General features: G+C 59.0%; 18 protein-coding genes. 12 read left to right on the top strand and 6 right to left on the bottom strand.

Annotation, left to right across the window (positions count from 1 at the left end):
* Nucleotides 1-224: 224 nt before the first annotated feature.
* Nucleotides 225-2,141: an ATP-binding cassette domain-containing protein gene (locus AC1RKH_RS19140; protein WP_493061680.1), complete on the top strand. Its 1,917-nt coding sequence runs from the start codon at nucleotides 225-227 to the stop codon at nucleotides 2,139-2,141.
* A 195-nt stretch (nucleotides 2,142-2,336) separates the two neighbouring features.
* Here AC1RKH_RS19140 and AC1RKH_RS19135 read toward each other — a convergent pair whose 3' ends face one another.
* Nucleotides 2,337-2,774 (bottom strand): universal stress protein, encoded by a 438-nt coding sequence (locus AC1RKH_RS19135; protein WP_262117248.1) that lies wholly within the window; start codon nucleotides 2,772-2,774, stop codon nucleotides 2,337-2,339.
* Between the two features lie 104 nt (nucleotides 2,775-2,878).
* Between AC1RKH_RS19135 and AC1RKH_RS19130 the strand changes: the two genes are divergently transcribed.
* The 7 genes from AC1RKH_RS19130 to AC1RKH_RS19100 all read left to right on the top strand — a co-directional run bounded on the left by AC1RKH_RS19130 (nucleotide 2,879) and on the right by AC1RKH_RS19100 (nucleotide 11,419).
* Nucleotides 2,879-3,316, top strand: a complete 438-nt coding sequence (locus tag AC1RKH_RS19130; protein ID WP_493061681.1) for a hypothetical protein — start codon at nucleotides 2,879-2,881, stop codon at nucleotides 3,314-3,316.
* Nucleotides 3,317-3,944: 628 nt separating this feature from the next.
* Complete coding sequence (gene fadB / locus AC1RKH_RS19125; RefSeq protein WP_493061682.1) at nucleotides 3,945-6,092, top strand: fatty acid oxidation complex subunit alpha FadB; 2,148 nt, start codon at nucleotides 3,945-3,947, stop codon at nucleotides 6,090-6,092.
* Between the two features lie 30 nt (nucleotides 6,093-6,122).
* On the top strand, nucleotides 6,123-7,298 hold the full coding sequence (gene fadA, locus AC1RKH_RS19120; RefSeq protein WP_493061683.1) for an acetyl-CoA C-acyltransferase FadA: 1,176 nt from the start codon (nucleotides 6,123-6,125) through the stop codon (nucleotides 7,296-7,298).
* A gap of 99 nt (nucleotides 7,299-7,397) precedes the next feature.
* Entirely contained in the window at nucleotides 7,398-7,634 is a 237-nt protein-coding gene (locus AC1RKH_RS19115) for a DUF1653 domain-containing protein (protein WP_019692748.1), read from the top strand.
* Nucleotides 7,635-7,748: 114 nt separating this feature from the next.
* On the top strand, nucleotides 7,749-10,370 hold the full coding sequence (gene topA, locus AC1RKH_RS19110; RefSeq protein ID WP_493061684.1) for a type I DNA topoisomerase: 2,622 nt from the start codon (nucleotides 7,749-7,751) through the stop codon (nucleotides 10,368-10,370).
* A 142-nt stretch (nucleotides 10,371-10,512) separates the two neighbouring features.
* Nucleotides 10,513-11,034 (top strand): DUF6586 family protein, encoded by a 522-nt coding sequence (locus AC1RKH_RS19105; protein WP_493061685.1) that lies wholly within the window; start codon nucleotides 10,513-10,515, stop codon nucleotides 11,032-11,034.
* 151 nt (nucleotides 11,035-11,185) lie between these two features.
* Entirely contained in the window at nucleotides 11,186-11,419 is a 234-nt protein-coding gene (locus AC1RKH_RS19100) for a hypothetical protein (protein ID WP_123426092.1), read from the top strand.
* A gap of 106 nt (nucleotides 11,420-11,525) precedes the next feature.
* On the opposite strand, the gene sulA is transcribed toward AC1RKH_RS19100, so the two are convergent.
* Both sulA and lexA read right to left on the bottom strand, forming a co-directional pair.
* Nucleotides 11,526-11,999 carry an SOS-induced cell division inhibitor SulA gene (sulA, locus tag AC1RKH_RS19095; RefSeq protein WP_493061686.1) on the bottom strand — a complete coding sequence of 158 codons (474 nt, stop codon included), beginning with the start codon at nucleotides 11,997-11,999 and terminating at the stop codon, nucleotides 11,526-11,528.
* A 10-nt stretch (nucleotides 12,000-12,009) separates the two neighbouring features.
* Nucleotides 12,010-12,618 carry a transcriptional repressor LexA gene (gene lexA / locus AC1RKH_RS19090; protein WP_019692743.1) on the bottom strand — a complete coding sequence of 203 codons (609 nt, stop codon included), beginning with the start codon at nucleotides 12,616-12,618 and terminating at the stop codon, nucleotides 12,010-12,012.
* Between the two features lie 252 nt (nucleotides 12,619-12,870).
* On the opposite strand from lexA, the gene AC1RKH_RS19085 reads away from it, so the two are divergent.
* The 3 genes from AC1RKH_RS19085 (at nucleotide 12,871) to AC1RKH_RS19075 (ending at nucleotide 15,536) form a co-directional block, all read left to right on the top strand.
* The gene (locus AC1RKH_RS19085) at nucleotides 12,871-13,578 is read left to right on the top strand and encodes a TetR/AcrR family transcriptional regulator (RefSeq protein WP_493061687.1); all 708 of its coding nucleotides are present in this window, start codon (nucleotides 12,871-12,873) and stop codon (nucleotides 13,576-13,578) included.
* A 197-nt stretch (nucleotides 13,579-13,775) separates the two neighbouring features.
* Nucleotides 13,776-14,786, top strand: coding sequence for a beta-N-acetylhexosaminidase (gene nagZ, locus AC1RKH_RS19080; protein ID WP_493061688.1), 1,011 nt, complete (start codon nucleotides 13,776-13,778; stop codon nucleotides 14,784-14,786).
* A gap of 12 nt (nucleotides 14,787-14,798) precedes the next feature.
* On the top strand, nucleotides 14,799-15,536 hold the full coding sequence (locus tag AC1RKH_RS19075) for an S-methyl-5'-thioinosine phosphorylase (protein ID WP_493061689.1): 738 nt from the start codon (nucleotides 14,799-14,801) through the stop codon (nucleotides 15,534-15,536).
* Nucleotides 15,537-15,673: 137 nt separating this feature from the next.
* Here the strand turns inward: AC1RKH_RS19075 and AC1RKH_RS19070 are convergent, their stop codons facing one another.
* Genes AC1RKH_RS19070 through mfd form a run of 3 tightly spaced genes read right to left on the bottom strand, consistent with a single transcriptional unit; the run spans nucleotide 15,674 to nucleotide 22,402 of the window.
* The gene (locus tag AC1RKH_RS19070) at nucleotides 15,674-18,364 is read right to left on the bottom strand and encodes a DEAD/DEAH box helicase (RefSeq protein ID WP_493061690.1); all 2,691 of its coding nucleotides are present in this window, start codon (nucleotides 18,362-18,364) and stop codon (nucleotides 15,674-15,676) included.
* Nucleotides 18,365-18,375: 11 nt separating this feature from the next.
* Nucleotides 18,376-18,942, bottom strand: coding sequence for a CsiV family protein (locus AC1RKH_RS19065; RefSeq protein ID WP_493061691.1), 567 nt, complete (start codon nucleotides 18,940-18,942; stop codon nucleotides 18,376-18,378).
* A gap of 10 nt (nucleotides 18,943-18,952) precedes the next feature.
* Nucleotides 18,953-22,402 (bottom strand): transcription-repair coupling factor, encoded by a 3,450-nt coding sequence (gene mfd / locus AC1RKH_RS19060; protein WP_123426093.1) that lies wholly within the window; start codon nucleotides 22,400-22,402, stop codon nucleotides 18,953-18,955.
* A gap of 168 nt (nucleotides 22,403-22,570) precedes the next feature.
* On the opposite strand from mfd, the gene AC1RKH_RS19055 reads away from it, so the two are divergent.
* Nucleotides 22,571-24,034 carry a glyceraldehyde-3-phosphate dehydrogenase gene (locus AC1RKH_RS19055; protein WP_493061692.1) on the top strand — a complete coding sequence of 488 codons (1,464 nt, stop codon included), beginning with the start codon at nucleotides 22,571-22,573 and terminating at the stop codon, nucleotides 24,032-24,034.
* Nucleotides 24,035-24,090 lie beyond the last annotated feature (56 nt).

The following is a 24,090-nucleotide window of genomic DNA, read 5'->3' as shown; positions in this document are numbered from 1 at the left end:
AGGCCCGGCCCTTCGGGTTGTGCCTTAAAGCGGGCCAGGCTGCGTTGCAGGCCTTGGAAAGGGAGCGCCATTCCCAGCGGCCTGCGCCTTGCCTGGCCCGCTTTAAGGCGACAACGCGGCGGGGAAACTGATTGAGAACGCCCCCTAGCGCTTCGACATTGAAAATGCCAGCCTTCTGACGTCGCAAGTCAGGTAGAATGCGCGCCCGGTTTTTGGAGAAGCTCATGACCCTGCTCAAATTCAGCGATGTGTCCCTTGCTTTCGGCGCTATGCCGTTGTTGGACAAGGTGTCCTGGCAGATCGCCCGTGGTGAGCGGGTGTGTATCATCGGCCGCAACGGCACTGGCAAATCCAGCATGATGAAGCTGGTCAAGGGCGATCAGAAGCCTGATGACGGCTCAGTCTGGCGCGCACCTGGCCTCAAGATTGGCGAATTGCCGCAAGAACTGCCGGTGGCCGACGAGCGGACAGTATTCGACGTGGTTGCCGAAGGCCTGGACGGTGTGGGCGAATTGCTCGCGCAGTATCACCACCTGAGTCAGAACTGCGTTACCGAAGCCGATCTGGACAAGCTGATGCACGTCCAGCACGACCTCGAAGCCCGCGATGGCTGGCGTTTGCAGCAATTGGTCGACAGTACCTTGAGCCGCTTGCAGTTGCCGGCTGACAAAACCCTCGCCGAATTGTCCGGCGGCTGGCGTCGCCGCGTCTTGCTGGCCCAGGCTCTGGTTTCCGAGCCGGATCTGCTGCTGCTCGACGAGCCGACCAACCACCTGGACATCGGTGCGATTGCCTGGCTCGAAGAGGCCTTGAAGGATTTTCAGGGCGCTGTGCTGTTCATTACGCACGACCGTTCGTTCCTGCAAAACCTGGCAACCCGCATCCTGGAACTGGATCGCGGTGGCCTGATCGACTGGAACGGCGACTACGCCAGTTTCCTCGTTCACAAGGAAGCCACGCTGGCGGCCGAAGAAACCGCTAACGCGCTGTTCGACAAGCGTCTGGCCCAGGAAGAAGTCTGGATCCGCCAGGGTATCAAGGCCCGCCGCACCCGTAACGAAGGCCGCGTGCGTGCCCTGAAAGCCCTGCGCGTCGAGCGTAGCGAGCGTCGTGAGCGCACCGGCAAGGCCAACATTCAGCTGGAAACGGCCGACAAGTCCGGCAAGCAGGTGATGGTTCTCGATAACGTCAGCTTCGCTCACCCGGACGGCCCATTCCTGATCAAGGATTTCTCCATGGTCCTGCAGCGCGGCGACCGTATCGGTCTGCTGGGCGCCAACGGTACTGGCAAAACCACGTTGCTGAAGCTGATGCTCAGTGGCTTGCAGCCAACCAGCGGTAAAGTCGAGGAGGGCACTCGAATCGACGTGGCCTATTTCGATCAGTTGCGCCATCAGCTGGATCTGGAAAAAACCGTGATCGACAACGTCGCCGAAGGTCGCGACTTCATCGATATCGACGGTCAGAGCCGTCACGTACTGAGCTACCTCGGCGACTTCCTGTTCAGCCCGCAGCGTGCTCGCACGCCGGTCAAGGCGTTGTCCGGTGGTGAGCGTGCGCGTCTGTTGCTGGCCAAGTTGTTCAGCAAGCCGGCTAACCTGCTGGTACTCGACGAACCGACCAACGACCTCGACGTGGAAACTCTCGAGCTGCTGGAAGAGGTCTTGCTGACCTTCAACGGCACCGTGCTGATGGTCAGCCACGACCGGGCATTCCTCGACAACGTGGTCACCAGCACCCTGGTCTTCGAAGGTGAAGGCAAGGTTCGTGAATACGTCGGTGGTTATCAGGACTGGCTGCGTCAAGGCGGTTCGCCGCGTCTGTTGGGCGTGACCGAGAGCAAGTCCGGCAAGGCCGACCTGAGCTCAGCGGTTGTCACTGCGGCGCCTGCGCCAGTGGCTGCTCAAGAAGCGCCAGTGGCCAAGAAAAAGCTCAGCTACAAGCTGCAGCGTGAACTGGAAGCGCTGCCGGGCGATATCGACGCCAAGGAACAGCAGATCGCCGCGGTGCAAACCGAAATGGCCGATGCCGGTTTCTATCAGCGTCCGGCTGCCGAAACCGCCAAGGTCATCGCACAGCTTGAGCAACTGCAAGCGGAACTCGACGTATTGGTCGAGCGCTGGGCCGAGCTGGATGCCTGATTGATCCGCTGCTGATGTAAAAAAGCCCGACGTTCATCACTGAACGTCGGGCTTTTCATATGGAACACGGTCTGCAGACCGAAATAAATTCATTGTGGGAGCGAGCTTGCTCGCGATGAGGCCCTGTCGGTCGAAATCAATGTTGACTGACAAGCCGCCATCGCGAGCAAGCTCGCTCCCACAGGGGCACGGGGTTTAGCTTTTGATCAGGCGCACTGCCAGTACATCGCAAGGCGCACCATGCAGCACGTCATTGGCGGTGGAGCCCAGCAGCAGTGCGAGGCCGTGGCGGCCATGGCTACCGACGACGATCAGGTCGCACTCCTGTTCCTTGGCCATATGATGGATTTCCTGGCGTGGTTGGCCATAGGTCAGGTGGCTGTTTTCTTTGGAGAGTTCAGGATACTTGTTGATCAGGCGCTCAAGGCGCTCCTTGGCCTGATCAAATTGCTGCTGCTGCAACTGCGACAGATCCATCGGCACGTCACCACCAAAGGCCATGGCCATCGGTTCGACAATGTGAACCAGGGACAATTTGGCACCGCTGCCGACCGATATCTCGCGAGCACGGTGAATCACAGGATCGCACTCTTCGGTTAGATCTACGGCGACCAGAATATGGTGGTAGGGCATGAGGTGCTCCTCCTGAGGATTGCGATAACGGTAAGTATGGCTGGTTTCAAGCGGATTGGTTCCGGCATGGATCAATCTGCCCATCAAGAATCGGGAGTACAGATATGACGGTCTGGATAGTGGTGTCAATCCTCGCGGTGGTGCTGAGTCCGCTGGCATGGCTGCGGCCTTCGCGTAAACAGGGTGGGCAGATGGCCTTGCGCATGGAGGCGCGACGTATCGGCCTGGCCATGCAACTGGCGCCGCAGGAGTGGCCGCATTGGCTGGAACCAGAGCCTCCCAGCCCGTGTGCGCAATACCATCGGCCGCGACGTGGTAATCAGCCGGCGTGCTGGATCTATTGGCAAAGTGCACCGGGCGTGTGGGTCAATCAATGGCGGGAAGTTTGTCAGGATGAGTCGTTGCTGATTCATTTCCGGAAGTTGCCGGCCAACGTCTACAAGGTTGAGGCCGACAAGCAAATGATCACTTTGTATTGGGGGGAGCGGGGCGAGGCCAGTGTTTTGAATGAAATCGATGCAGTGCTGAAGGCATTAGCCTGAAACGCAATCCCCCGTAGAGCTGCCGAAGGCTGCGATCTTTTGATCTTCAAGACTGCCAGGATCAAAAGATCGCAGCCTTCGGCAGCTCCTACATGCACACATAAACTCAGGCAATAAAAAGCCCGACATCTTCATCGGGCTGGAGTTGGCCAGGCAGGCCGGAAATTCGCTGAATCGTCACGCTATCCGAGGCGTGGCGCTGATCTTGCGCTTGGCGTTCGCCATAAGCGCCTCTGTTTTCCGTTTATCGTCCCCGCCAGCGTAGCTGTGTATTTCCAGTTGCGCAGCTAATTAGGGCGACGTTTCTAAATATTGATTCTATGAATGGCTGCACATGCATCCGTGTGTTGCAGGTCTTCGTGGTACGGATATGACCGCAAAGTCGAGTTACAACCCGCATTTTGGGCGATTGACAATTGTCGGAAATTCCGTGAAGGTGGCGTACCCAAATCAAACGGGCGTATGAATTGAGCGTTTGTATTACAGACAGCTCCTACAGAATCCCGACTATCGCGTTGGCGGGTGTGCCTGGTGGAATGGCGTTAGCATCGACGGTAACGTCCATGCCGAGCCAGAACGTCAGCGTCCGACGTGTACTGTTCAGCTTCCATATCGTGGAGATCAGTTGATGATTTACGAAGGTAAAGCCATCACGGTTAAGGCTCTTGAAAGTGGCATCGTCGAATTGAAATTCGACCTCAAGGGTGAGTCCGTCAACAAGTTCAACCGTCTAACCCTGAACGAACTGCGTTCGGCCGTAGACGCCATCAAGGCAGATGCGTCGGTCAAGGGTGTGATCGTCAGCAGTGGCAAGGACGTTTTCATCGTCGGCGCCGACATCACCGAATTCGTCGACAACTTCAAGCTGCCGGATGCAGAGCTTGTTGCTGGCAACCTCGAAGCCAACAAGATTTTCAGCGATTTCGAAGACCTCAATGTCCCGACCGTAGCCGCGATCAACGGCATTGCTTTGGGCGGCGGTCTGGAAATGTGCCTGGCGGCGGACTACCGCGTCATGTCCACCAAGGCCAAGATCGGTCTGCCGGAAGTCAAACTGGGCATCTACCCAGGCTTCGGCGGTACTGTTCGCCTGCCGCGCATCATCGGTGCCGACAACGCCATCGAGTGGATTGCCGCCGGTAAGGAAAACCGTCCGGAAGACGCGCTGAAAGTCGGCGCAGTCGATGCGGTCGTGGCTCCAGAGAAGCTGCAGGAAGCAGCCCTGGAGCTGATCAAGCGCGCCATTTCCGGCGAGTTCGATTACAAGGCCAAGCGTCAGCCGAAGCTGGAAAAGCTCAAGCTGAACGCCATCGAACAAATGATGGCTTTCGAAACCGCCAAAGGTTTCGTGGCCGGTCAAGCTGGTCCGAACTACCCGGCACCGGTCGAAGCGATCAAGACTATCCAGAAAGCCGCGAACTTCGGTCGTGACAAGGCTCTGGAGGTTGAAGCTACCGGTTTCGTCAAACTGGCCAAGACCTCTGCCGCGCAGAGCTTGATCGGTCTGTTCCTGAACGATCAGGAGCTGAAGAAAAAGGCCAAGGCCTACGACGAAATCGCCAAAGACGTGAAACAGGCTGCCGTACTCGGCGCCGGTATCATGGGTGGCGGTATTGCTTATCAGTCGGCGTCCAAAGGCACGCCGATCCTGATGAAGGACATCAACGAGCACGGTATCGAGCAGGGCCTGGCTGAAGCCGCGAAACTGCTGGTTGGCCGCGTTGATAAAGGTCGCATGACCGCTGCCAAAATGGCCGAAGTGCTCAATGGCATTCGTCCAACCCTGTCCTACGGTGATTTCGGCCACGTCGACCTGGTCGTCGAAGCGGTTGTCGAGAACCCCAAGGTCAAGCAAGCGGTATTGGCCGAAGTCGAAGACAAGGTCAAAGAGGACACTATCCTCGCTTCGAACACCTCGACCATTTCCATCAGCCTGTTGGCCAAAGCCCTCAAGCGTCCGGAAAACTTCGTCGGCATGCACTTCTTCAACCCGGTGCACATGATGCCGCTGGTTGAAGTCATCCGTGGCGAGAAGTCCAGCGAGCTGGCCGTTGCCACGACTGTTGCCTACGCCAAGAAAATGGGCAAGAACCCGATCGTCGTCAACGACTGCCCGGGCTTTTTGGTCAATCGTGTACTGTTCCCGTACTTCGGTGGTTTCGCCAAGTTGGTCAGCGCCGGTGTGGACTTCGTCCGTATCGACAAGATCATGGAAAAATTCGGCTGGCCAATGGGCCCGGCGTACCTGATGGACGTGGTCGGTATCGACACCGGCCACCACGGTCGTGACGTGATGGCTGAAGGTTTCCCGGATCGCATGAAAGACGACCGTCGTTCGGCCGTTGACGTGCTCTACGAAGCCAAGCGCCTGGGCCAGAAGAACGGCAAGGGCTTCTACGCCTACGAGACCGACAAGCGCGGCAAGCAGAAGAAAGTAGCCGATCCGTCGGTGCTCGAAGTGCTCAAGCCAATCGTTTTCGAACAGCGTGAAGTGACCGACGAAGACATCATCAACTGGATGATGATCCCGCTGTGCCTGGAAACCGTGCGTTGCCTGGAAGACGGCATCGTTGAAACCGCTGCCGAAGCCGACATGGGTCTGGTCTACGGTATTGGTTTCCCTCCATTCCGTGGCGGCGCACTGCGCTACATCGACTCGATCGGTGTTGCAGAGTTCGTTACCCTGGCTGACCAGTACGCTGATTTGGGCGCGCTGTACCACCCGACCGCGAAGCTGCGCGAGATGGCCGAAAACGGCCAGAGCTTCTTCGGTTAAGCGCCCACACTAGAGCGAGAGTGAAATTATATGAGCTTGAATCCTAGAGACGTCGTGATTGTCGACTTCGGTCGTACTCCGATGGGCCGCTCCAAGGGCGGCATGCACCGCAACACCCGCGCTGAAGACATGTCGGCGCACCTGATCAGCAAATTGCTGGAACGCAACGTCAAGGTCGACCCGAGTGAAGTCGAAGACGTGATCTGGGGCTGTGTGAACCAGACCCTGGAGCAGGGCTGGAACATCGCCCGCATGGCGTCCCTGATGACTCAGATCCCGCACACCGCTGCAGGTCAGACCGTCAGCCGTCTGTGTGGCTCGTCGATGAGTGCACTGCACACCGCAGCGCAAGCGATCATGACCGGTAACGGTGACGTATTCGTGGTTGGCGGCGTCGAGCATATGGGTCACGTCAGCATGATGCACGGTGTCGATCCGAACCCGCACATGTCGCTGTACGCGGCGAAAGCCTCGGGCATGATGGGTTTGACTGCGGAAATGCTCGGCAAGATGCACGGCATTACCCGTGAGCAGCAGGATGCCTTCGGCGTGCGCTCCCACCAACTCGCCCATAAAGCGACGGTGGAAGGCAAGTTCAAAGACGAAATCATCCCGATGCAGGGTTACGACGAGAACGGTTTCCTGAAGCTGTTCGACTACGACGAAACCATCCGTCCGGAAACCACCCTGGAAAGCCTGGCGGCGTTGAAGCCGGCGTTCAATCCCAAGGGCGGCACCGTGACAGCCGGTACGTCGTCGCAGATCACCGATGGTGCTTCGTGCATGATCGTGATGTCGGCACAGCGTGCACAGGACCTGGGCATCCAGCCAATGGCGGTGATCCGTTCGATGGCAGTGGCGGGTGTGGACCCGGCGATCATGGGCTATGGTCCAGTACCGGCGACACAGAAAGCACTGAAGCGTGCAGGTCTGGGAATTGCCGATATCGACTTCCTCGAACTCAACGAAGCTTTCGCTGCACAGGCCCTGCCAGTGCTGAAAGATTTGAAAGTGCTCGACAAGATGAACGAGAAGGTTAACCTGCACGGCGGCGCGATCGCCCTGGGCCACCCGTTCGGTTGCTCCGGTGCACGTATCTCCGGCACCCTGCTCAATGTAATGAAGCAGAATGGCGGCACTTTCGGTGTATCGACCATGTGCATTGGCCTCGGCCAGGGCATTGCCACCGTCTTCGAACGCGTTTAAGCGATTCGTCGACGGAAGCCGGGGCCATGTGCCCCGGTTTTTGTTTTTCTGAAGTTTTTTTTATTTTTTATTTCAAGAGATTTGAGTGAGGGCCAGACCATGCCGATACAACCAGGGCTCTACCAGCATTACAAAGGTCCGCAGTACCGCGTATTCAGTGTTGCGCGGCACTCCGAGACCGAAGAGGAAGTGGTCTTCTACCAAGCCCTGTATGGCGATTACGGCTTTTGGGTGCGTCCCTTGAGCATGTTCCTGGAGTCGGTCGAAGTTGACGGCGAACAGGTCCCGCGCTTTGCTTTGGTGCAAGCCGAACCGAGCCTTTTTTCAAGGCCATAAGCTGAGAGCGCGCAGAACCCTGCGCTTGACCTCACCTTGTTGCCACTATATATAGCGGTGCCGCGTCAGGCGCCAACCGCCTTTCACTTCTAGAATTCAGGAATTTTCTGATCCATGGGCAAATCGCTGGTCATTGTGGAATCCCCGGCTAAGGCCAAGACCATCAACAAGTATCTGGGTAACCAATACGTGGTGAAGTCGAGTATCGGCCATATCCGAGACCTGCCCACCAGCGGTTCGGCTAGCGCCAGCAAAGAGCCTGCCGCCAAGCGTGGCAAGGCTGCTGCTGGTGAAGCGCCGGTGCTGTCGCCAAAAGAAAAGGCGCGCAAGCAGCTGGTCTCGCGCATGGGTGTCGATCCCGATCATGGCTGGAAAGCCAAGTACGAGATCCTCCCAGGCAAGGAAAAGGTCATCGAAGAGCTGCGCCGGCTCGCCAAGGATGCTGACACCATCTATCTCGCAACCGACTTGGATCGCGAGGGGGAAGCCATTGCCTGGCACCTGCGCGAAGCCATCGGTGGTGACGACAGCCGCTACAAGCGCGTGGTGTTCAACGAAATCACCAAGAAGGCGATTCAGGAAGCCTTCTCACAGCCAGGCGAGCTGGACATCGATCGGGTCAACGCTCAGCAGGCGCGTCGCTTCCTCGACCGCGTGGTGGGTTACATGGTTTCGCCGCTGCTGTGGTCCAAGATCGCTCGCGGTCTGTCCGCCGGTCGCGTGCAATCGGTAGCCGTGAAGCTGGTGGTGGAGCGTGAGCGCGAGATTCGCGCGTTCAACCCGGAAGAGTACTGGGAAGTCCACGCTGACCTCGGCACTGCCAAGGGCGCCAATGTGCGTTTTGAAGTGGCCCGTGAAAACGGCGAAGCCTTCAAGCCGCTCAACGAAGCCCAGGCCATGGCCGCGCTGGAGAAGCTCAAGTCTTCCAGCTACACCATCGCCAAACGCGAAGACAAACCGACCAGCAGCAAGCCGTCGGCGCCGTTCATCACCTCCACGCTGCAACAGGCTGCCAGCAATCGCCTGGGCTTTGGCGTGAAGAAAACCATGATGATGGCCCAGCGTTTGTACGAAGCTGGCTACATCACTTATATGCGTACCGACTCGACCAACCTCTCGGCCGATGCCGTGGCGATGGCGCGTACTTATATTGAAGGCGAGTTCGGCAGCAAGTATCTGCCGGAAACACCGAACGTCTACAGCAGCAAGGAAGGCGCGCAAGAGGCTCACGAAGCGATTCGTCCTTCTGACGTGAATACCGATCCAAGCAAGCTGTCTGGCATGGAACGTGACGCTGAGCGTCTCTACGAGCTGATCTGGCGCCAATTCGTCGCTTGCCAGATGCTGCCGGCGAAATACCTGTCGACCACCGTCAGCGTCGCAGCTAGCGGCTTCGAACTGCGTGCCAAGGGCCGCATCCTGAAGTTCGACGGTTACACCCGCGTCATGCCGCAAATGGCCAAGCCTGGCGATGACGATGTGCTGCCGGACATGGCGCAGGGCGATGTACTGAAGCTGATCAAGCTTGATCCGAGCCAGCACTTCACCAAGCCGCCTGCGCGTTACTCGGAAGCGAGCCTGGTTAAAGAGATGGAAAAACGCGGTATCGGTCGTCCTTCGACCTACGCGGCGATCATTTCAACCATCCAGGACCGCGGCTATGTCGCGCTGCACAACCGTCGTTTCTACTCGGAAAAGATGGGTGACATCGTCACCGAGCGCCTGTCCGAAAGCTTCTCGAACCTGATGGACTACGGCTTCACCGCCGGCATGGAAGAGAACCTCGATGACGTCGCCCAGGGCGAACGTGACTGGAAAAACGTGCTCGACGAGTTCTACGGCGACTTCAAGAAGAAACTCGAAGTAGCCGAGAGCGCGGAAAACGGCATGCGCGCCAACCAGCCGGTCATGACCGACATTCCGTGTCTCACGTGCGGTCGTCCGATGCAAATTCGTACTGCCTCGACCGGTGTGTTCCTCGGTTGCTCGGGTTACAGCCTGCCGCCAAAAGAACGCTGCAAGGCCACCGTCAACCTGGTGCCGGGCGATGAAATCGCTGCGGACGACGAGGGAGAGTCGGAGTCTTTGGTGTTGCGTGGCAAGCATCGTTGCCCGATCTGCAGCACCGCGATGGACGCTTACCTGCTGGATGAGAAGCGCAAGCTGCACATCTGCGGTAACAACCCGGATTGCGCCGGCTACGAGATCGAAGAAGGCAGCTATCGCATCAAGGGCTACGAAGGTCCGAGTTTGGAATGCGACAAGTGCGGCAGCGAAATGCAGTTGAAGACGGGCCGTTTCGGCAAGTTCTTCGGTTGCACCAACGCGACCTGCAAGAACACCCGCAAACTGCTCAAAAGCGGTGACGCGGCGCCGCCGAAGATGGATCCGGTGAAGATGCCCGAACTCAAGTGCGAGAAGGTCAACGACACCTACATTCTGCGTGACGGTGCTTCCGGTCTGTTCCTGGCGGCGAGCCAGTTCCCGAAAAACCGCGAGACCCGTGCTCCGCTGGTGATCGAGATTGTGCCGCACAAGGATGAGATCGATCCGAAGTACCACTTCCTGTGCGAAGCGCCGAAGAAAGATCCGGATGGTCTCCCGGCGGTGATCCGTTACAGCCGCAAGACCAAGGAGCAGTACGTGCAGACCGAAGTCGAAGGCAAGCCTACCGGTTGGAAGGCGTTCTATGACGGTGGCAAGTGGGTGGTTGAAGACAAGCGCGTAGCCAAGTAACCGGGCAATGCGATGCAAAAGGCCGCATGCGAACCCTCGGGTTTTCATGCGGCCTTTGTTTTGGGCTTGCAGTGGACTCGTCTGATCCTTGACACTGTCAGACCTGCATCACGCGTCTTATTTCGTTGTGGAGACTGCCGTCATGGCCTTTGAGCTCTATACCCGTACCAATCAGAAAATTTACTTCGCCGGTCTGTCGCTTGAGGCACTGGCCCGAGCGGAAGAGGGGCGGGCGATGAACTCCCCGGCGCTGATCCAGGCAGGGCGCGAGTCAGCGTTGTTTCATTTGTACGGCGCGCTGCTGGGCCTGTGTCATGAGATCGCCGGTTTCTACCGCTTGCCTCAGGCCAATGCGCCGCGAGCAGAATTGCTGCTGACCCGTGAAGTGCTCGAAACCATCGCTATTCCGGAGATGGCGGAAATGGTCGAGTTGGCGCACAACCCTGAAACCTGGCTGGCAAAGCTTCTGGCTGCCCATGCCGCGCTGTTTCAGCCACCACGCGTGCCGCACAAGCCCAAGGGTGATGTGACACAGCCGCTGATCGTTGCGGTGAGTCTTGATGATGAGCCCGAGGCTGAGCTGAGCAGAGAGGAGCTTGAGAGCTGGCGTCAGAACCTTAAAAGCCTGGCCATTCGGTTTCGTGAAGGCCTGAACGAGTGTTGAGTCTTGCTCTGAACGCTGCGTGTTCATGGGTGCCGATGGGTCAGGGATGATCTCCAGCAATCGAGTTCGGAGGCGTGCAGCCGGTCAAGATCCCGAGCGAAGCTGCGCTGATGACTATATAATCCCCGCCTTTCGTGGAGAACAGACCTTTATGCCAACGTCCTTTCTAGAAATTGTCGAGCTGCCAGACGGCCGTATTGAGCTGCGCAGAGCTGAGGACGAGGGTTCTCTGGTGACTTTGGACTTCTCTGAAGACGCCAAGGCGTTCCTGCAAGGCCAGCACGTTGAAGTCGCCAAGGCGATGTTGAGCGTGGGTGTGCAGATGGCTGGGCGCTTGGTTGAAGGCGAATTCGACAAAGAAGAAGGGCCGCGGATTCTTCATTGATTCCGTTTGTCGGCTTTTCGTAGGGCATCTTTTCATATCAAAGTTACAGATTGGCTTCTCTGTCCTGGAGAAGCCCTGCGCTTTTCAAGCGCACAGTGCGTGTCACTTAACCCAGTCGAATATTCAGACTTTGCGCATCCCCGGTACGGGCGGCGCTGATCAACTGTTGCCGTGCGCTGGAGTTCAGCGGGTTCAGCCAGCTCACAACGGTATGGCTACGACCCAGGCGCAAGGCTTCGCAAGTCAGTTGCTGAGCACTTTGAGTTCCTCGCGGTTGCAACAGCAGAATGCGTTCGCGGTTCAGGCCGGCATCTCGCAGCCAGGCTTGAGTCAGGCTGGCGGGGGGTGCAATCAACGTCAGCCAGCGAGCGTCCTGATCCTGACTCAGTTCCCTGAGGATAGGGGCGAGAAGGTTCAGGCAGTTTCCGGCCGCACCACGCAATGACAGCTCACTGAACGCTTCAGGTTCGGCGCTCCAGGGCGACTCGACCACGTCTTTGAGAATCGGCGCCAGCGGCTGAGCCATGAACGCTTCGAACAGCGGAAGTTGTGCGTGCTGTGGTGTGTGAGGGAACTGCATAACGCCTCCTTTAGCGGCGAATGACGCCGACACTCAAGCCTTCAATCACCAGGTCCTGATCTTTCAGGTTCACTTCGATCGGGGCAAACTCGGGGTTTTCGGCAATCAACCAGACCTTGCTGCCGTCGCGCTTGAAGCGTTTGACGGTTACTTCGTCGCCGATCCGTGCAACCACGATCTGGCCGTTACGGGCTTCACGGGTGGTATGCACGGCGAGCAGGTCGCCGTCGAAAATCCCCACGTCCTTCATGCTCATGCCGTGAACGCGCAACAAATAGTCGGCGCGTGGATGGAAGAAGGAAGGATTGATGTTGCAGGATTCTTCGATGTGCTGTTGAGCGAGAATCGGAGCGCCAGCAGCAACCCGACCAATGATCGGCAGAGTGGATTCATCGGCTTTGGCTTCAAAGCCCGGGATGCGAATGCCGCGCGAGGCGCCGGGCGTCATTTCGATCGCGCCTTTGCGCGCCAGTGCCTTGAGGTGTTCTTCAGCCGCGTTAGGCGACTTGAAGCCTAGCTCCAGGGCGATTTCTGCGCGGGTCGGCGGATAGCCGTTGTCTTCGAGGCAACGTTTGATAAAAGCCAGAATCTCAGCTTGGCGTGGCGTCAGTTTTAGCATGTCGATCGCTCTGTCTTTTTATACAGTGACTGGGATTATATACAGTGAAGTGATCTTGGCAATCCTCCTTTTTTACCCGGCCGCTGGACGGTCGGTTTGCAGATCGTCAGCTCGCTGTCTGTAGGACTGGCTACAGCTCCCGACTTGTATGGTTAAATAGCTGACCGACCGTTCGCAAAACGAACTGGCAGGCTTGACAATGCACAGGCTGAAACGTATGTTTCAAACAAGTGTTTGTCAGGCGGAGTAGCCATGGCCCAGTCGGAAACCGTTGAACGCATTCTCGATGCTGCCGAGCAGTTGTTCGCGGAAAAAGGTTTTGCCGAAACTTCATTGCGGCTGATCACCAGCAAGGCTGGGGTCAATCTGGCGGCGGTGAACTATCATTTCGGCTCAAAGAAGGCGTTGATTCAAGCGGTCTTCTCGCGTTTTCTCGGGCCTTTCTGCAGCAGCCTCGATCGCGAGCTGGAGCGCCGTCAGGCCAGACCGGACAACAAGCCGAGCCTCGAAGAACTGCTGGAAATACTCGTCGAACAAGCCCTCGTGGTGCAGCCACGCAGCGGCAATGACCTGTCGATCTTCATGCGCCTGTTGGGATTGGCGTTCAGCCAGAGCCAGGGGCACTTGCGTCGTTACCTGGAAGACATGTACGGCAAGGTGTTCCGTCGTTACATGATGCTGGTCAATGATGCCGCGCCGCGTATTCCGCCTATCGAGCTGTTCTGGCGGGTGCACTTCATGCTCGGTGCCGCGGCGTTCAGCATGTCGGGGATCAAGGCCTTGCGCGCGATCGCCGAGACCGATTTCGGGGTGAACACCTCGATCGAGCAGGTGATGCGTCTGATGGTGCCGTTCCTGGCCGCTGGCATGCGCGCCGAAACCGGCGTCACCGACGATGCCATGGCGAGCGCCCAGTTGCGTCCTCGCAGCAAATCGGCACCCGTGGCCGCCAAGGTTTAACCGCACACGGGTGGGCGCGGCAGCTTACATCCGCTAAGCTAGCCGCCCATGCCGACTCTCGTTTCAGACCCGCTCGATTTCACTTTTACCGACCACATCCCGCCGGGCATAGCTCTTGGCGGCGAAGTCGTGTGTCTGCATCGGTCCGGGCTCTTCAAAGATGCGCCGCGTGCGCTTTTCGTTATCAAGGAATTTCTATGACTGCTGGCCTGCAAGGCTCGTTGATGGTGGACGTCGCCGGTACCTGGCTGACGGCCGAAGATCGCCAACTGTTGCGTCAGCCCGAAGTGGGCGGCCTGATCATTTTTGCGCGCAACATCGAGCATCCTCGTCAGGTTCGCGAGTTGAGTGCGTCGATCCGCGCGGTGCGTCCCGACCTGCTGTTGGCGGTGGACCAGGAAGGCGGCCGGGTGCAGCGCCTGCGTCAGGGTTTCGTGCGTCTGCCAGCGATGCGGGCGATTGCTGACAACCCAAATGCCGAATACCTGGCCGAGCAGTGTGGCTGGATCATGGCGACCGAAGTGCTGGCCGTCGGCCTCGACCTGAGCTTCGCTCCGGTGCTGGATCTCGATTATCAGCGCAGCGCCGTGGTCGGTACCCGTTCGTTCGAAGGCAATCCAGAGCGCGCAGCCTTGCTGGCAGGGGCGTTCATTCGCGGCATGAACAGCGCAGGCATGGCGGCTACCGGCAAGCACTTCCCTGGCCACGGCTGGGCGGAGGCGGATTCGCACGTCGCCATTCCAAATGACGAGCGCAGTCTCGATGAAATCCGCGCCAAGGACCTCGTACCGTTCGCGCGCTTGAGCAAGCAGCTGGCGGCCGTGATGCCCGCTCACGTGATCTATCCGCACGTTGACTCGCAGCCGGCCGGCTTTTCGCGCCGCTGGTTGCAGGACATCCTGCGCGGCGAGTTGCAGTTTGACGGGGTGATCTTCAGTGATGATCTGTCGATGGCCGGTGCCCATGTGGTCGGCGACGCTGCCAGCCGGATCGAAGCGGCGCTTTCTGCCGGTTGTGACATGGGCCTGGTGTGCAATGATCGTGCGGCCGCCGAACTGGCCCTGAGCGCGGCTCAGCGCTTGAAGGTCAAACCGTCTGCACGCATCGCGCGGATGCGTAGCCAGTCGTTCGCCAGCACTGATTATCGACAGGATCCGCGTTGGCTTACCGCCCTTGGCGCGCTCAAAGATGCCCAACTGATTGATTAAGGACTTTTTGCAATGACGGTTTACGCGATAATCGGTGGCACCGGTCTGACCCAGCTCGAAGGTTTGAGCATTCGCCAGTCACTGGCCCTGGACACGCCGTATGGTACGCCGTCGGCCGAAATCCAGATCGGTGAGTACGCCGGGCGTGAAGTGCTGTTCCTCGCTCGTCACGGCCATCCGCACCGTTTTCCGCCGCATCAGGTGAATTACCGGGCCAACCTGTGGGCGCTGAAGCAGGCGGGCGCGCAGGCCATTCTGGCGGTCAACGCGGTCGGTGGGATTCATGCCGCCATGGGCACCGGACATTTTTGTGTGCCCCATCAGTTGATCGACTACACCAGCGGTCGCCAGCACACTTATTTTGCCGATGACCTGGAGCAGGTCACCCACATCGACTTCAGCTATCCCTACAGTGAGCCATTGCGCGAGCAACTGATTGCCGCGTTGGCGGCTGAAGGCTGTGCTTACAGCAGTCATGGTGTGTATGCCTGCACGCAGGGGCCGCGTCTGGAAACGGTTGCCGAGATCGCCCGTCTGGAGCGTGACGGTTGCGATATCGTCGGCATGACCGGCATGCCGGAAGCCGCATTGGCCCGTGAGCTGGAACTGGATTACGCGTGTCTGGCGCTGGTGGTGAACCCGGCGGCGGGCAAATCGACGGCAGTGATTACCATGGCCGAGATCGAACAGGCGCTGCATGACGGGATGGGCAAGGTGAAATCGACATTGGCACGGGTGTTGGCGGGCTGAGTACCAGTAATGTCGAGTCGACCCCATCGCGAGCAAGCTCGCTCCCACATTAGATCAGTGTATGCCGAGAGTCTTGCGTCAGAACTCGGTCCAGTGTGGGAGCGAGCTTGCTCGCGATGGCGATCTTGCAGTCGCCGCTAAATTTTCGACTTGTCCGGCAACGGCGCAAACAACGCCTCGATATCGTCGTTCTGCAGCTTCCAGTCCCCGGTCGTACGCCCGTCCAGTACGCCGGCCGCCAGGTCGGATTTTTCCTTCTGCAAATGTTGGATTTTCTCCTCGACGGTGCCGCGAGCAATCATCTTGTAGACGAACACCGGCTTCTCCTGGCCGATTCGGTAAGCCCGGTCGGTGGCCTGGTTTTCCGTCGCCGGGTTCCACCACGGATCGTAGTGAATCACCGTATCGGCTTCCGTCAGGTTCAGGCCAACGCCACCGGCTTTCAGGCTGATCAGAAAAATCTGACGCTTTCCGCTCTGGAAATCTTTCACGGGTGTGCGTCGATCGCGGGTTTGCCCGGTCAGCAGTGCGTAAGCGATGCCGCGTTTATCCAGCTCGGCTTCGATCAGCGACAGCATCGAGGTGAACTGTGAAAACAGCAGGATTTTGCGGCCTTCTTCGAACAGCTCTTCAAGCATTTCCATCAGGCTGTCGAGCTTGCCCGAGGTGCTGCCGCGCGTGGGCAGGGCAGCCTCATTGACCAGGCGCAGATCGCAGCACACCTGACGCAGCTTGAGCAGCGCTTCAAGAATAATGATCTGGCTGCGAGCCACGCCTTTGCGGGTGATCTCGTCGCGGACTTTCTTGTCCATGGCCAGGCGCATGGTTTCGTAAACGTCGCGCTGCGCCTCGTTGAGCTCGACCCAATGGATGATCTCGGTTTTCGGCGGCAGTTCGGTGGCGACCTGTTCCTTGGTTCGGCGCAGCAGAAATGGTTTGATCCGACCGTTCAGGTGTTGCAGTCGTACGTCGCTGGCGCGTTTCTCGATCGGCACGCGGTAATCGCGATTAAAGCTTTTCACGTCGCCCAGCCAGCCGGGCAGCAGGAAGTGAAACAGCGACCACAGCTCACCCAGGTGATTTTCCAGCGGTGTGCCGCTCAGGCACAGGCGCTGGCGGGCGTTGAGCTCTCGCGCCGCATGAGCGGCCTTGCTGTTGGGGTTCTTGATGTATTGCGCTTCGTCGAGCACCAGTACGTGCAATGGCTGCACTGCCAGACGTTCGACATCCTTGGGCAGCAGCGCATAGGTGGTGAGGATCAGATCGTATTCGGCCAGATGCTCGAAGTGTTTTTTACGGCCGGCGCCATACAGCGCCAGTACTTTGAGCTGTGGAGCAAAGTGCGCCGCTTCATCGAGCCAGTTGGGAATCAGGCTGGTGGGCATCACCACCATGCACGGCCGGTCGAGGCGTCCGGCGTTTTTCTCGGTCAGCACATGCGCCAGGGTCTGTAGGGTTTTGCCCAAGCCCATGTCGTCCGCAAGGATGCCGCCGACTTCCAGTTGCCGCAGCGATTGCATCCAGCTCAAACCTTCAAGCTGATAAGGCCGCAATGTGGCATTCAGGCCTTCGGGCGCCTCGGTGGTGTAGTCCTTGATGTCGCGCAGGCGCTGGGCGAAGGTGCGAATGTGCTCGCCACCTTCCCAGAGCAAGGGCATATCTTCCAGCGGATTCAGGCGGGTGGCGTCGGCGCTGCTCAGGCGCAATCGGGTTTCGCCGGGCTCTTGCAAGTAGAACTCGCCGAGGGTCGCCAGCACCGGCTTCAAACGACCGAACGGCAGCGCGACCTGCAACGGGCCGTATTCGGAGTTCGGACGGTGCGGGATGTTCACCAGAATCAACTCGTCGTCGCGGCGTCTGGCCAGGCGTTCCGGGTTGAGAATCTCGGTATGCGAGCGCATCAGGTTCAGCAGGATCGGCAGCAGGCTGAGGCGCTCGCCATTGACGATAATCCCCAGTTCCAGATCAAACCAGTCGCGTTCCGGCGCCTCTTCGACCGTGGCGTACCAGTCATCGACCGCTGTCAGGTCAAAGCCGAAGTCTTCGTCAATCTGCAGTTCCCAGCCTTGGGCGCGCAACTTGGGCAGCTCATTGAGGGTAAAGGTCAGCCATGCGCTGTCGTTGACCATCTCATAGAGTTCGCCGGCACTTTCCGGCAAGGCTTTGCTTTGCCTCGTCGCGACTTTGAAGCCGAGGATTCGCAACTGTTCGCGGTAGGCTTTTTCGACGTCCGGCTGGCGTTTGATCCGTAAAGTTTGCTGTTCCTGTCGGATCAGGATGTCGGCATTTTTCTGCCCGCTGACGTATTCATCCAGATAGCTGAAGGACAACGCGGCACGGTGCTGGATGTAGCGCTGCATTTTACCGTTGCGCGGTTCGAAGGCGCTGAACTCGATGCTCGCCAGCCACAGGCGCGGCACCGGTTGCACGTTGTCCACCAATTGTTGCGGCAGCGGTGCGGGCGTGCGATTTTCCAGAACCGCCTGAAGCTTTTCCAGTAGCTCGGCATCTTTGGTAGCGGCCGGGTACTCAAGGGTTTCCTGGACTTTCAGCAGCACCGCAGCGCAATGCTTGCAGTTAACGCGCACCGGGCAACTGCACGTTGCATCGACCAACAACAGAGTGCCTTTGGCGGATTCGCGCAGCGTAATGGTCTGACGGTAAACATTGCCGCCAGAGCCTTCGCAACTGGCGGTGATGGTGCTGTCGCCGGCCTCGACGATCCTGGCGCGGTTTTCCAGTGCGTAGCGGCGGCCACGCTCCAGGCTTTGTTCCTTGAATCGGCTGACCCAGGAAGGGGCCAGGGGTTTGCTCAGGCTCGGGGGCATAGGGACTTCAATCAGTCCGGGAGAACGTCAGGGACTGGCGGACGCGCAGGTGCAGTCAGCGAAGTGATCTTGATCAGCAGGGCCAGGTGGCCGTTGTCGAGGTAGTTGAGCTGGCCGTTTTTAGTGTGGCTTTGCTGCTTCAGGCGTTCGCTGGCGGTGACCAGGCCATTGGCGTTGAATTGGTTGACCCAGAAGTTCGCGTCGACGTCGGTGAAGCGGCCGAGTTTCAGGTTCAGCGTGCCTTCGATCGGGAACTGACCAAACTGTTCCTTACCGTCGCTGATCGAGACTTTGCTCTCGGCCTCACCGAGATTCTGTTGCCAGGCCTTGTGCAGCAGCACCGTGTAATCGCTACTTGCGCGCAGCTTCTGCGCCTCGGCGTTAAGGCTTGGAGTACGCAGGCTGTCGGGGTTTACCGGCCGCGCGCCGGCAGCCCAATCCTCGGGCGCGGCGCGGCTGACATTGGCCGGTACGGCGTTCTGGCGGACCAGGATCATTTCAACCTGATACAGGCTGTCGGCAAACGCTGTCGGGGCGACGAGGGTCAACAACAGGGTCAATGAGCGAAACAGGCGCATGCGGCGTCCTTCAAGCAGTTTTTGGAGTGAGGCGCTCAAACAGTGCCTCCAATGTATTGAAGCGCTCTTCCGGGCGTTCCATCGGCACCATGAATTTGAACATCGTGGCGCCTTCGAATTTGTAACGGTTGGGTTGGCCCTGGATCAGCTTGATCAGCACCAGCGGATCGACCGGCGTTTGCGCGCCGAACTCGATACGACCGCCTTGCGGGCCACCGTCGACTTTCTTGATCCCCAGTTGCTCGGCCTGCAGTTTCAGCAAGGTCATGCGCACCAGGTTCTTGGTCGGTTCCGGCAGCAGGCCGAAGCGGTCGATCATCTCTACTTGCAGGTCTTTGAGGCCATCCTCGTCGGTCGCCGAAGCGATGCGTTTGTAGAGGATCAGTCGTGCATGGACGTCCGGCAGGTAGTCTTCCGGGATCAGCGCCGGCAAGCGCAGGTTGATCTCCGGACCGCCACCCAGCGGTTGATCGAGGTTTGGCTGCTCGCCCTTGCGGATGGATTTCACCGCGCGCTCGAGCATTTCCATGTACAGGGTGAAACCGACGGCCTGGATCTGCCCGCTCTGACCGTCGCCCAGCAATTCGCCGGCACCGCGGATTTCCAGGTCGTTGGTGGCAAGCACGAAGCCTGCGCCGAGGTCCTGGGTGTTGGCGATCGCTTCCAGACGTTTTTCCGCGTCTGGCGTGATCTGTTGGCGCGGCGGTGTCAGCAGGTAGGCGTAAGCCTGGTGGTGACTGCGACCGACGCGGCCACGCAGCTGGTGCAACTGCGCCAGGCCGAACTTGTCGGCACGCTCGATGATGATGGTGTTCGCGCTCGGCACGTCGATGCCGGTCTCGATGATGGTCGAGGCGATCAGCACGTTGAAGCGCTTGTGGTAGAAGTCGCTCATCACCTGTTCGAGCTCGCGCTCGCGCATCTGCCCGTGACCGATACCGATCCGTGCTTCCGGCACCAGTTCAGCGAGATCGGCGGCACATTTCTCGATGGTTTTCACATCGTTGTGCAGGTAATAGACCTGACCGCCACGCAACAACTCTCGGAGCAGGGCCTCTTTGACCGTGCTCTTGTTCTGTTCCATGACGAAGGTACGCACCGACAAACGTCGCGCCGGCGGCGTGGCGATGATCGACAGATCGCGCATGCCTGACACCGCCATGTTCAGCGTGCGCGGAATCGGCGTGGCGGTCAGCGTCAGGATGTCGACTTCGCTGCGCAGAGCCTTGAGCTGTTCCTTCTGACGAACACCAAAACGGTGTTCTTCGTCGATGATCACCAACCCGAGGTTTTTGATCTTGACGTCATCTTGCAGCAGCTTGTGCGTGCCGATGACGATGTCGATCTTGCCTTCGGCGAGATCGGCGACCGCGGCATTCACTTCCTTGGTCGACTTGAAGCGGCTCATCACTTCCACGGTCACTGGCCAGTCGGCGAAGCGGTCGCGGAAGCTGTTGTAGTGCTGCTGGGCGAGCAGGGTGGTTGGCACCAGGATCGCCACCTGACGTCCACCGTGCACGGCAATGAATGCCGCACGCATCGCCACTTCGGTCTTGCCGAAGCCGACGTCGCCGCAGACCAGTCGATCCATCGGTCTTGGCGCGAGCATGTCTTCGCGTACCGCGTCGATGGTGGTTTGCTGGTCCGGGGTTTCTTCGAACGGGAAGCCGGCGCTGAAGGTTGCGTAATCGGCTTTCGGGTCAGCGAAGGCATAACCTTCACGGGCCGCGCGGCGAGCATAGATGTCGAGCAGTTCGACGGCGACGTCGCGTACCTGTTCGGCAGCTTTGCGTTTGGCTTTCTGCCAGGTCTCGGAACCGAGGCGGTGCAACGGCGCCAGTGCATCGTCGCTGCCGGTGTAGCGGGCGATCAAATGCAGGTTGGCCACCGGCACATAAAGCTTGGCGCCTTCGGCGTATTCGAGGGTCAGGAACTCGGCGGCCTGGTTTTCGATCTCCAGAGTCGCGAGGCCCAAATAACGGCCAACGCCGTGATCGATATGCACCACGGGTGCGCCTTCGCGCAGTTCGGTGAGGTTTTTGATCACCGCATCGTTATTGGCGTCGGCGCGTTTCTCGCGACGACGACGCTGCATCACACGCTGGCCGAACAACGGACTTTCGGCGATCAGTGCCAGCACCGGATCGTCCAGCAGCAGGCCTTCGTCCAACGGTGCGATGGTGATCGCCAGGCGTTCTTTGCTGGCGACGAAATCCGGCCAGCTGTCGACGGTTTTCGGCCGCAGCTTCAGGCGTTCGAGCAGTTCCAGCAGCACTTCACGGCGACCGGCCGACTCGGCGGTAAACAGCACGCGACCGGGAAACCCATCGAGGAAGTTCGACAGTGCTTCCAGCGGCTGGTTGGCCTTGGCTTCGATGGCCAGGTTCGGCAACGGTGTAGCCGGGAAGCGTTCGCGGCCGACTCCGGTTTCGACGTCTTGCTGGCTGGCAACCACCCGTGGCCAACTCTTGAGGCGTGCGAAGCAGTCTTCCACCGGCAGGAACAGTTCGGCTGGCGGCAACAATGGCCGGGATGGATCGACGCGGCGCTCTTCGTAGCGGTTGCGCACGTCGTTCCAGAAATTCTCCGCCGCCTGTTCGATGCCCGGCAGGGAAAACACCTGGGTGTCCTGCGGCAGGTAGTCGAACAGCGTCGAGGTTTCATCGAAGAACAGCGGCAGGTAGTACTCGATACCGGCCGGTGTAATCCCGCTGCTCAGGTCCTGGAAGATCGGGCAGCGACGGAAATCGACATCGAAGCGCTCACGAAAGCGTGCCTTGAAGCGGGTCACGGCCTCTTTTTGCAGCGGGAATTCTTTGGCGGGCAGCAGCCGGACCGATTCGACCTTGTCGATGGAACGCTGGTTTTCCGGGTCGAAGGTGCGCAGGGTCTCGATTTCGTCATCGAACAGGTCGATGCGGTAGGGCAGTTTGCTGCCCATCGGGAACAGGTCGATCAGCGCACCGCGCACCGCAAATTCGCCGTGCTCATACACCGTGTCGACGCAGCGGTAGCCGCTGGCCTCCAGCCGCGTGCGCATTTGCTCGACATCGAGTTTCTGGCCGATGTCCAGCACCAGGCTGCTGCCGAGCAGGAATTTGGTCGGTGCCAGGCGATGTAGGGCGGTGGTGATCGGCACTACCAAAACGCCATGGCTCAGCTCAGGCAGGCGATACAGGCTGGCGATGCGCTGCGATATAATGTCCTGGTGCGGCGAGAACAGGTCGTAAGGCAGGGTTTCCCAGTCCGGGAAATGCAGCACCGGCAAATCGGGGGCGAAGAAACTCAGCTCCTGTTCCAGCCGTTCGGCACTTTGGCTGTCGGCGGTCAGTAGCAGGGTAAAGCGCTTGGCAGCGCTGGCGGCCTCGGCGATGGCCAGGCTCAGGGCTGCACCGGGCAGGTTGCCCCAGTGCTGTTTACCTGCCGCGGCAGGGAGAAGCGGTAGACGCAGAACGGGCACGGAAGGTTGAGCTCCAGCGTTGCGACAAAGTCGGTAATTGTAGCGGGCGAAGGTGCCGGCTGTCAGTTGCAGACTACCGCCGACGAAAGGAAAACCATGTTGCGATAGGCGTGCATTGCTCCGCAGACGACTCGGCGGCATAATGTAGCCCCTTTTTTCAGCCCCTACATGTGGAAGGTTCCCGTGACTCAGAAGCCCGACCAGTGTCTTGGTGAATGGATCGACCGTGAAGCACTCGCAGAAGCGATGATTCCGCTTATCGGTCAGCTCTACCGCAATAACAACGTGGTGAGTTCGATCTATGGCCGCAGCCTGATCAACCAGTCTGTCATCGCGATTCTCAAAGCTCACCGCTTTGCTCGCCATCGTCAGTCCGATGACGCCGAACTGTCCGTTCACGAAACATTCCCGCTGCTCAAAGCGATGAGCGAGCTCAAGCTCGGCGCTGCTTCGGTAGACCTGGGCAAGCTGGCGGTCAAATTCAAGACCGAAGGCAAAGGTCGTACTGCCGAGCAGTTCGTCCGTGAAGAACTGGCCGATGTTGTAGGCCAGCAGAACGCTTCCGCACGCAAAGGCACTGACGTTGTACTGTACGGCTTCGGTCGTATCGGCCGTCTGCTGGCGCGCATCCTGATTGAAAAAACCGGCGGTGGCGACGGCCTGCGTCTGCGCGCCATCGTTGTGCGCAAAGGCGCTGAAAACGACCTGATCAAACGCGCCAGCCTGCTGCGTCGCGATTCGGTTCATGGTCCGTTCAACGGCACCATCACCATCGACGAAGCCAACAGCACCATCACCGCCAACGGCAACCTGATCCAGGTTATCTACGCGAAGAACCCGACTGAAGTGGACTACACCCAGTACGGCATTAAAGACGCTCTGTTGGTGGACAACACCGGTGTTTGGCGTGACGCCGACGGCCTGGGCCAGCACCTGGCCTGCCCGGGTATCGACCGCGTTGTTCTGACCGCACCTGGCAAAGGCAAGCTGAAGAACATCGTTCACGGTATCAACCACGGCGAAATCACCGCTGACGACAAGATCGTTTCCGCAGCCTCTTGCACCACCAACGCCATCGTGCCGGTGCTCAAGGCTGTTAACGACAAGTTCGGCATCATCAACGGTCACGTTGAAACGGTTCACTCGTACACCAACGACCAGAACCTGATTGACAACTTCCACAAAGGCGATCGCCGTGGTCGTAGCGCCGCGCTGAACATGGTAATCACCGAGACCGGTGCTGCTACCGCTGCTGCCAAGGCCCTGCCCGAGCTGGCCGGCAAGCTGACCGGTAACGCGATCCGTGTTCCAACGCCGAACGTGTCGATGGCCATTCTCAACCTGAACCTTGAGAAAGCCGCCACCCGTGAAGAGATGAACGAGTACCTGCGCTACATGGCGCTGCACTCCGATCTGCATAAGCAAATCGACTTCGTCAACTCGCAGGAAGTGGTTTCCACCGACTTCGTTGGCTCGCGCCACGCCGGCGTAGTGGACGCTGAAGCGACCATCAGCCAAGACAACCGCGTTGTTCTGTACGTTTGGTACGACAACGAATTCGGTTACAGCTGCCAGGTGGTTCGTGTGATGGAAGACATGGCCGGTGTAAACCCGCCAGCATTCCCGCGCTAAGCCTTAGCCGCACCTGAAAACGCCCCGACTTGTCGGGGCGTTTTTGTTTGTGTGGC

This window comes from Pseudomonas sp. GW822-FHT06B12, assembly GCF_058799675.1.
The sequence above is the reverse complement of the archived record's forward strand: the minus strand, read 5'-3'. Positions and strand labels throughout refer to the sequence as shown.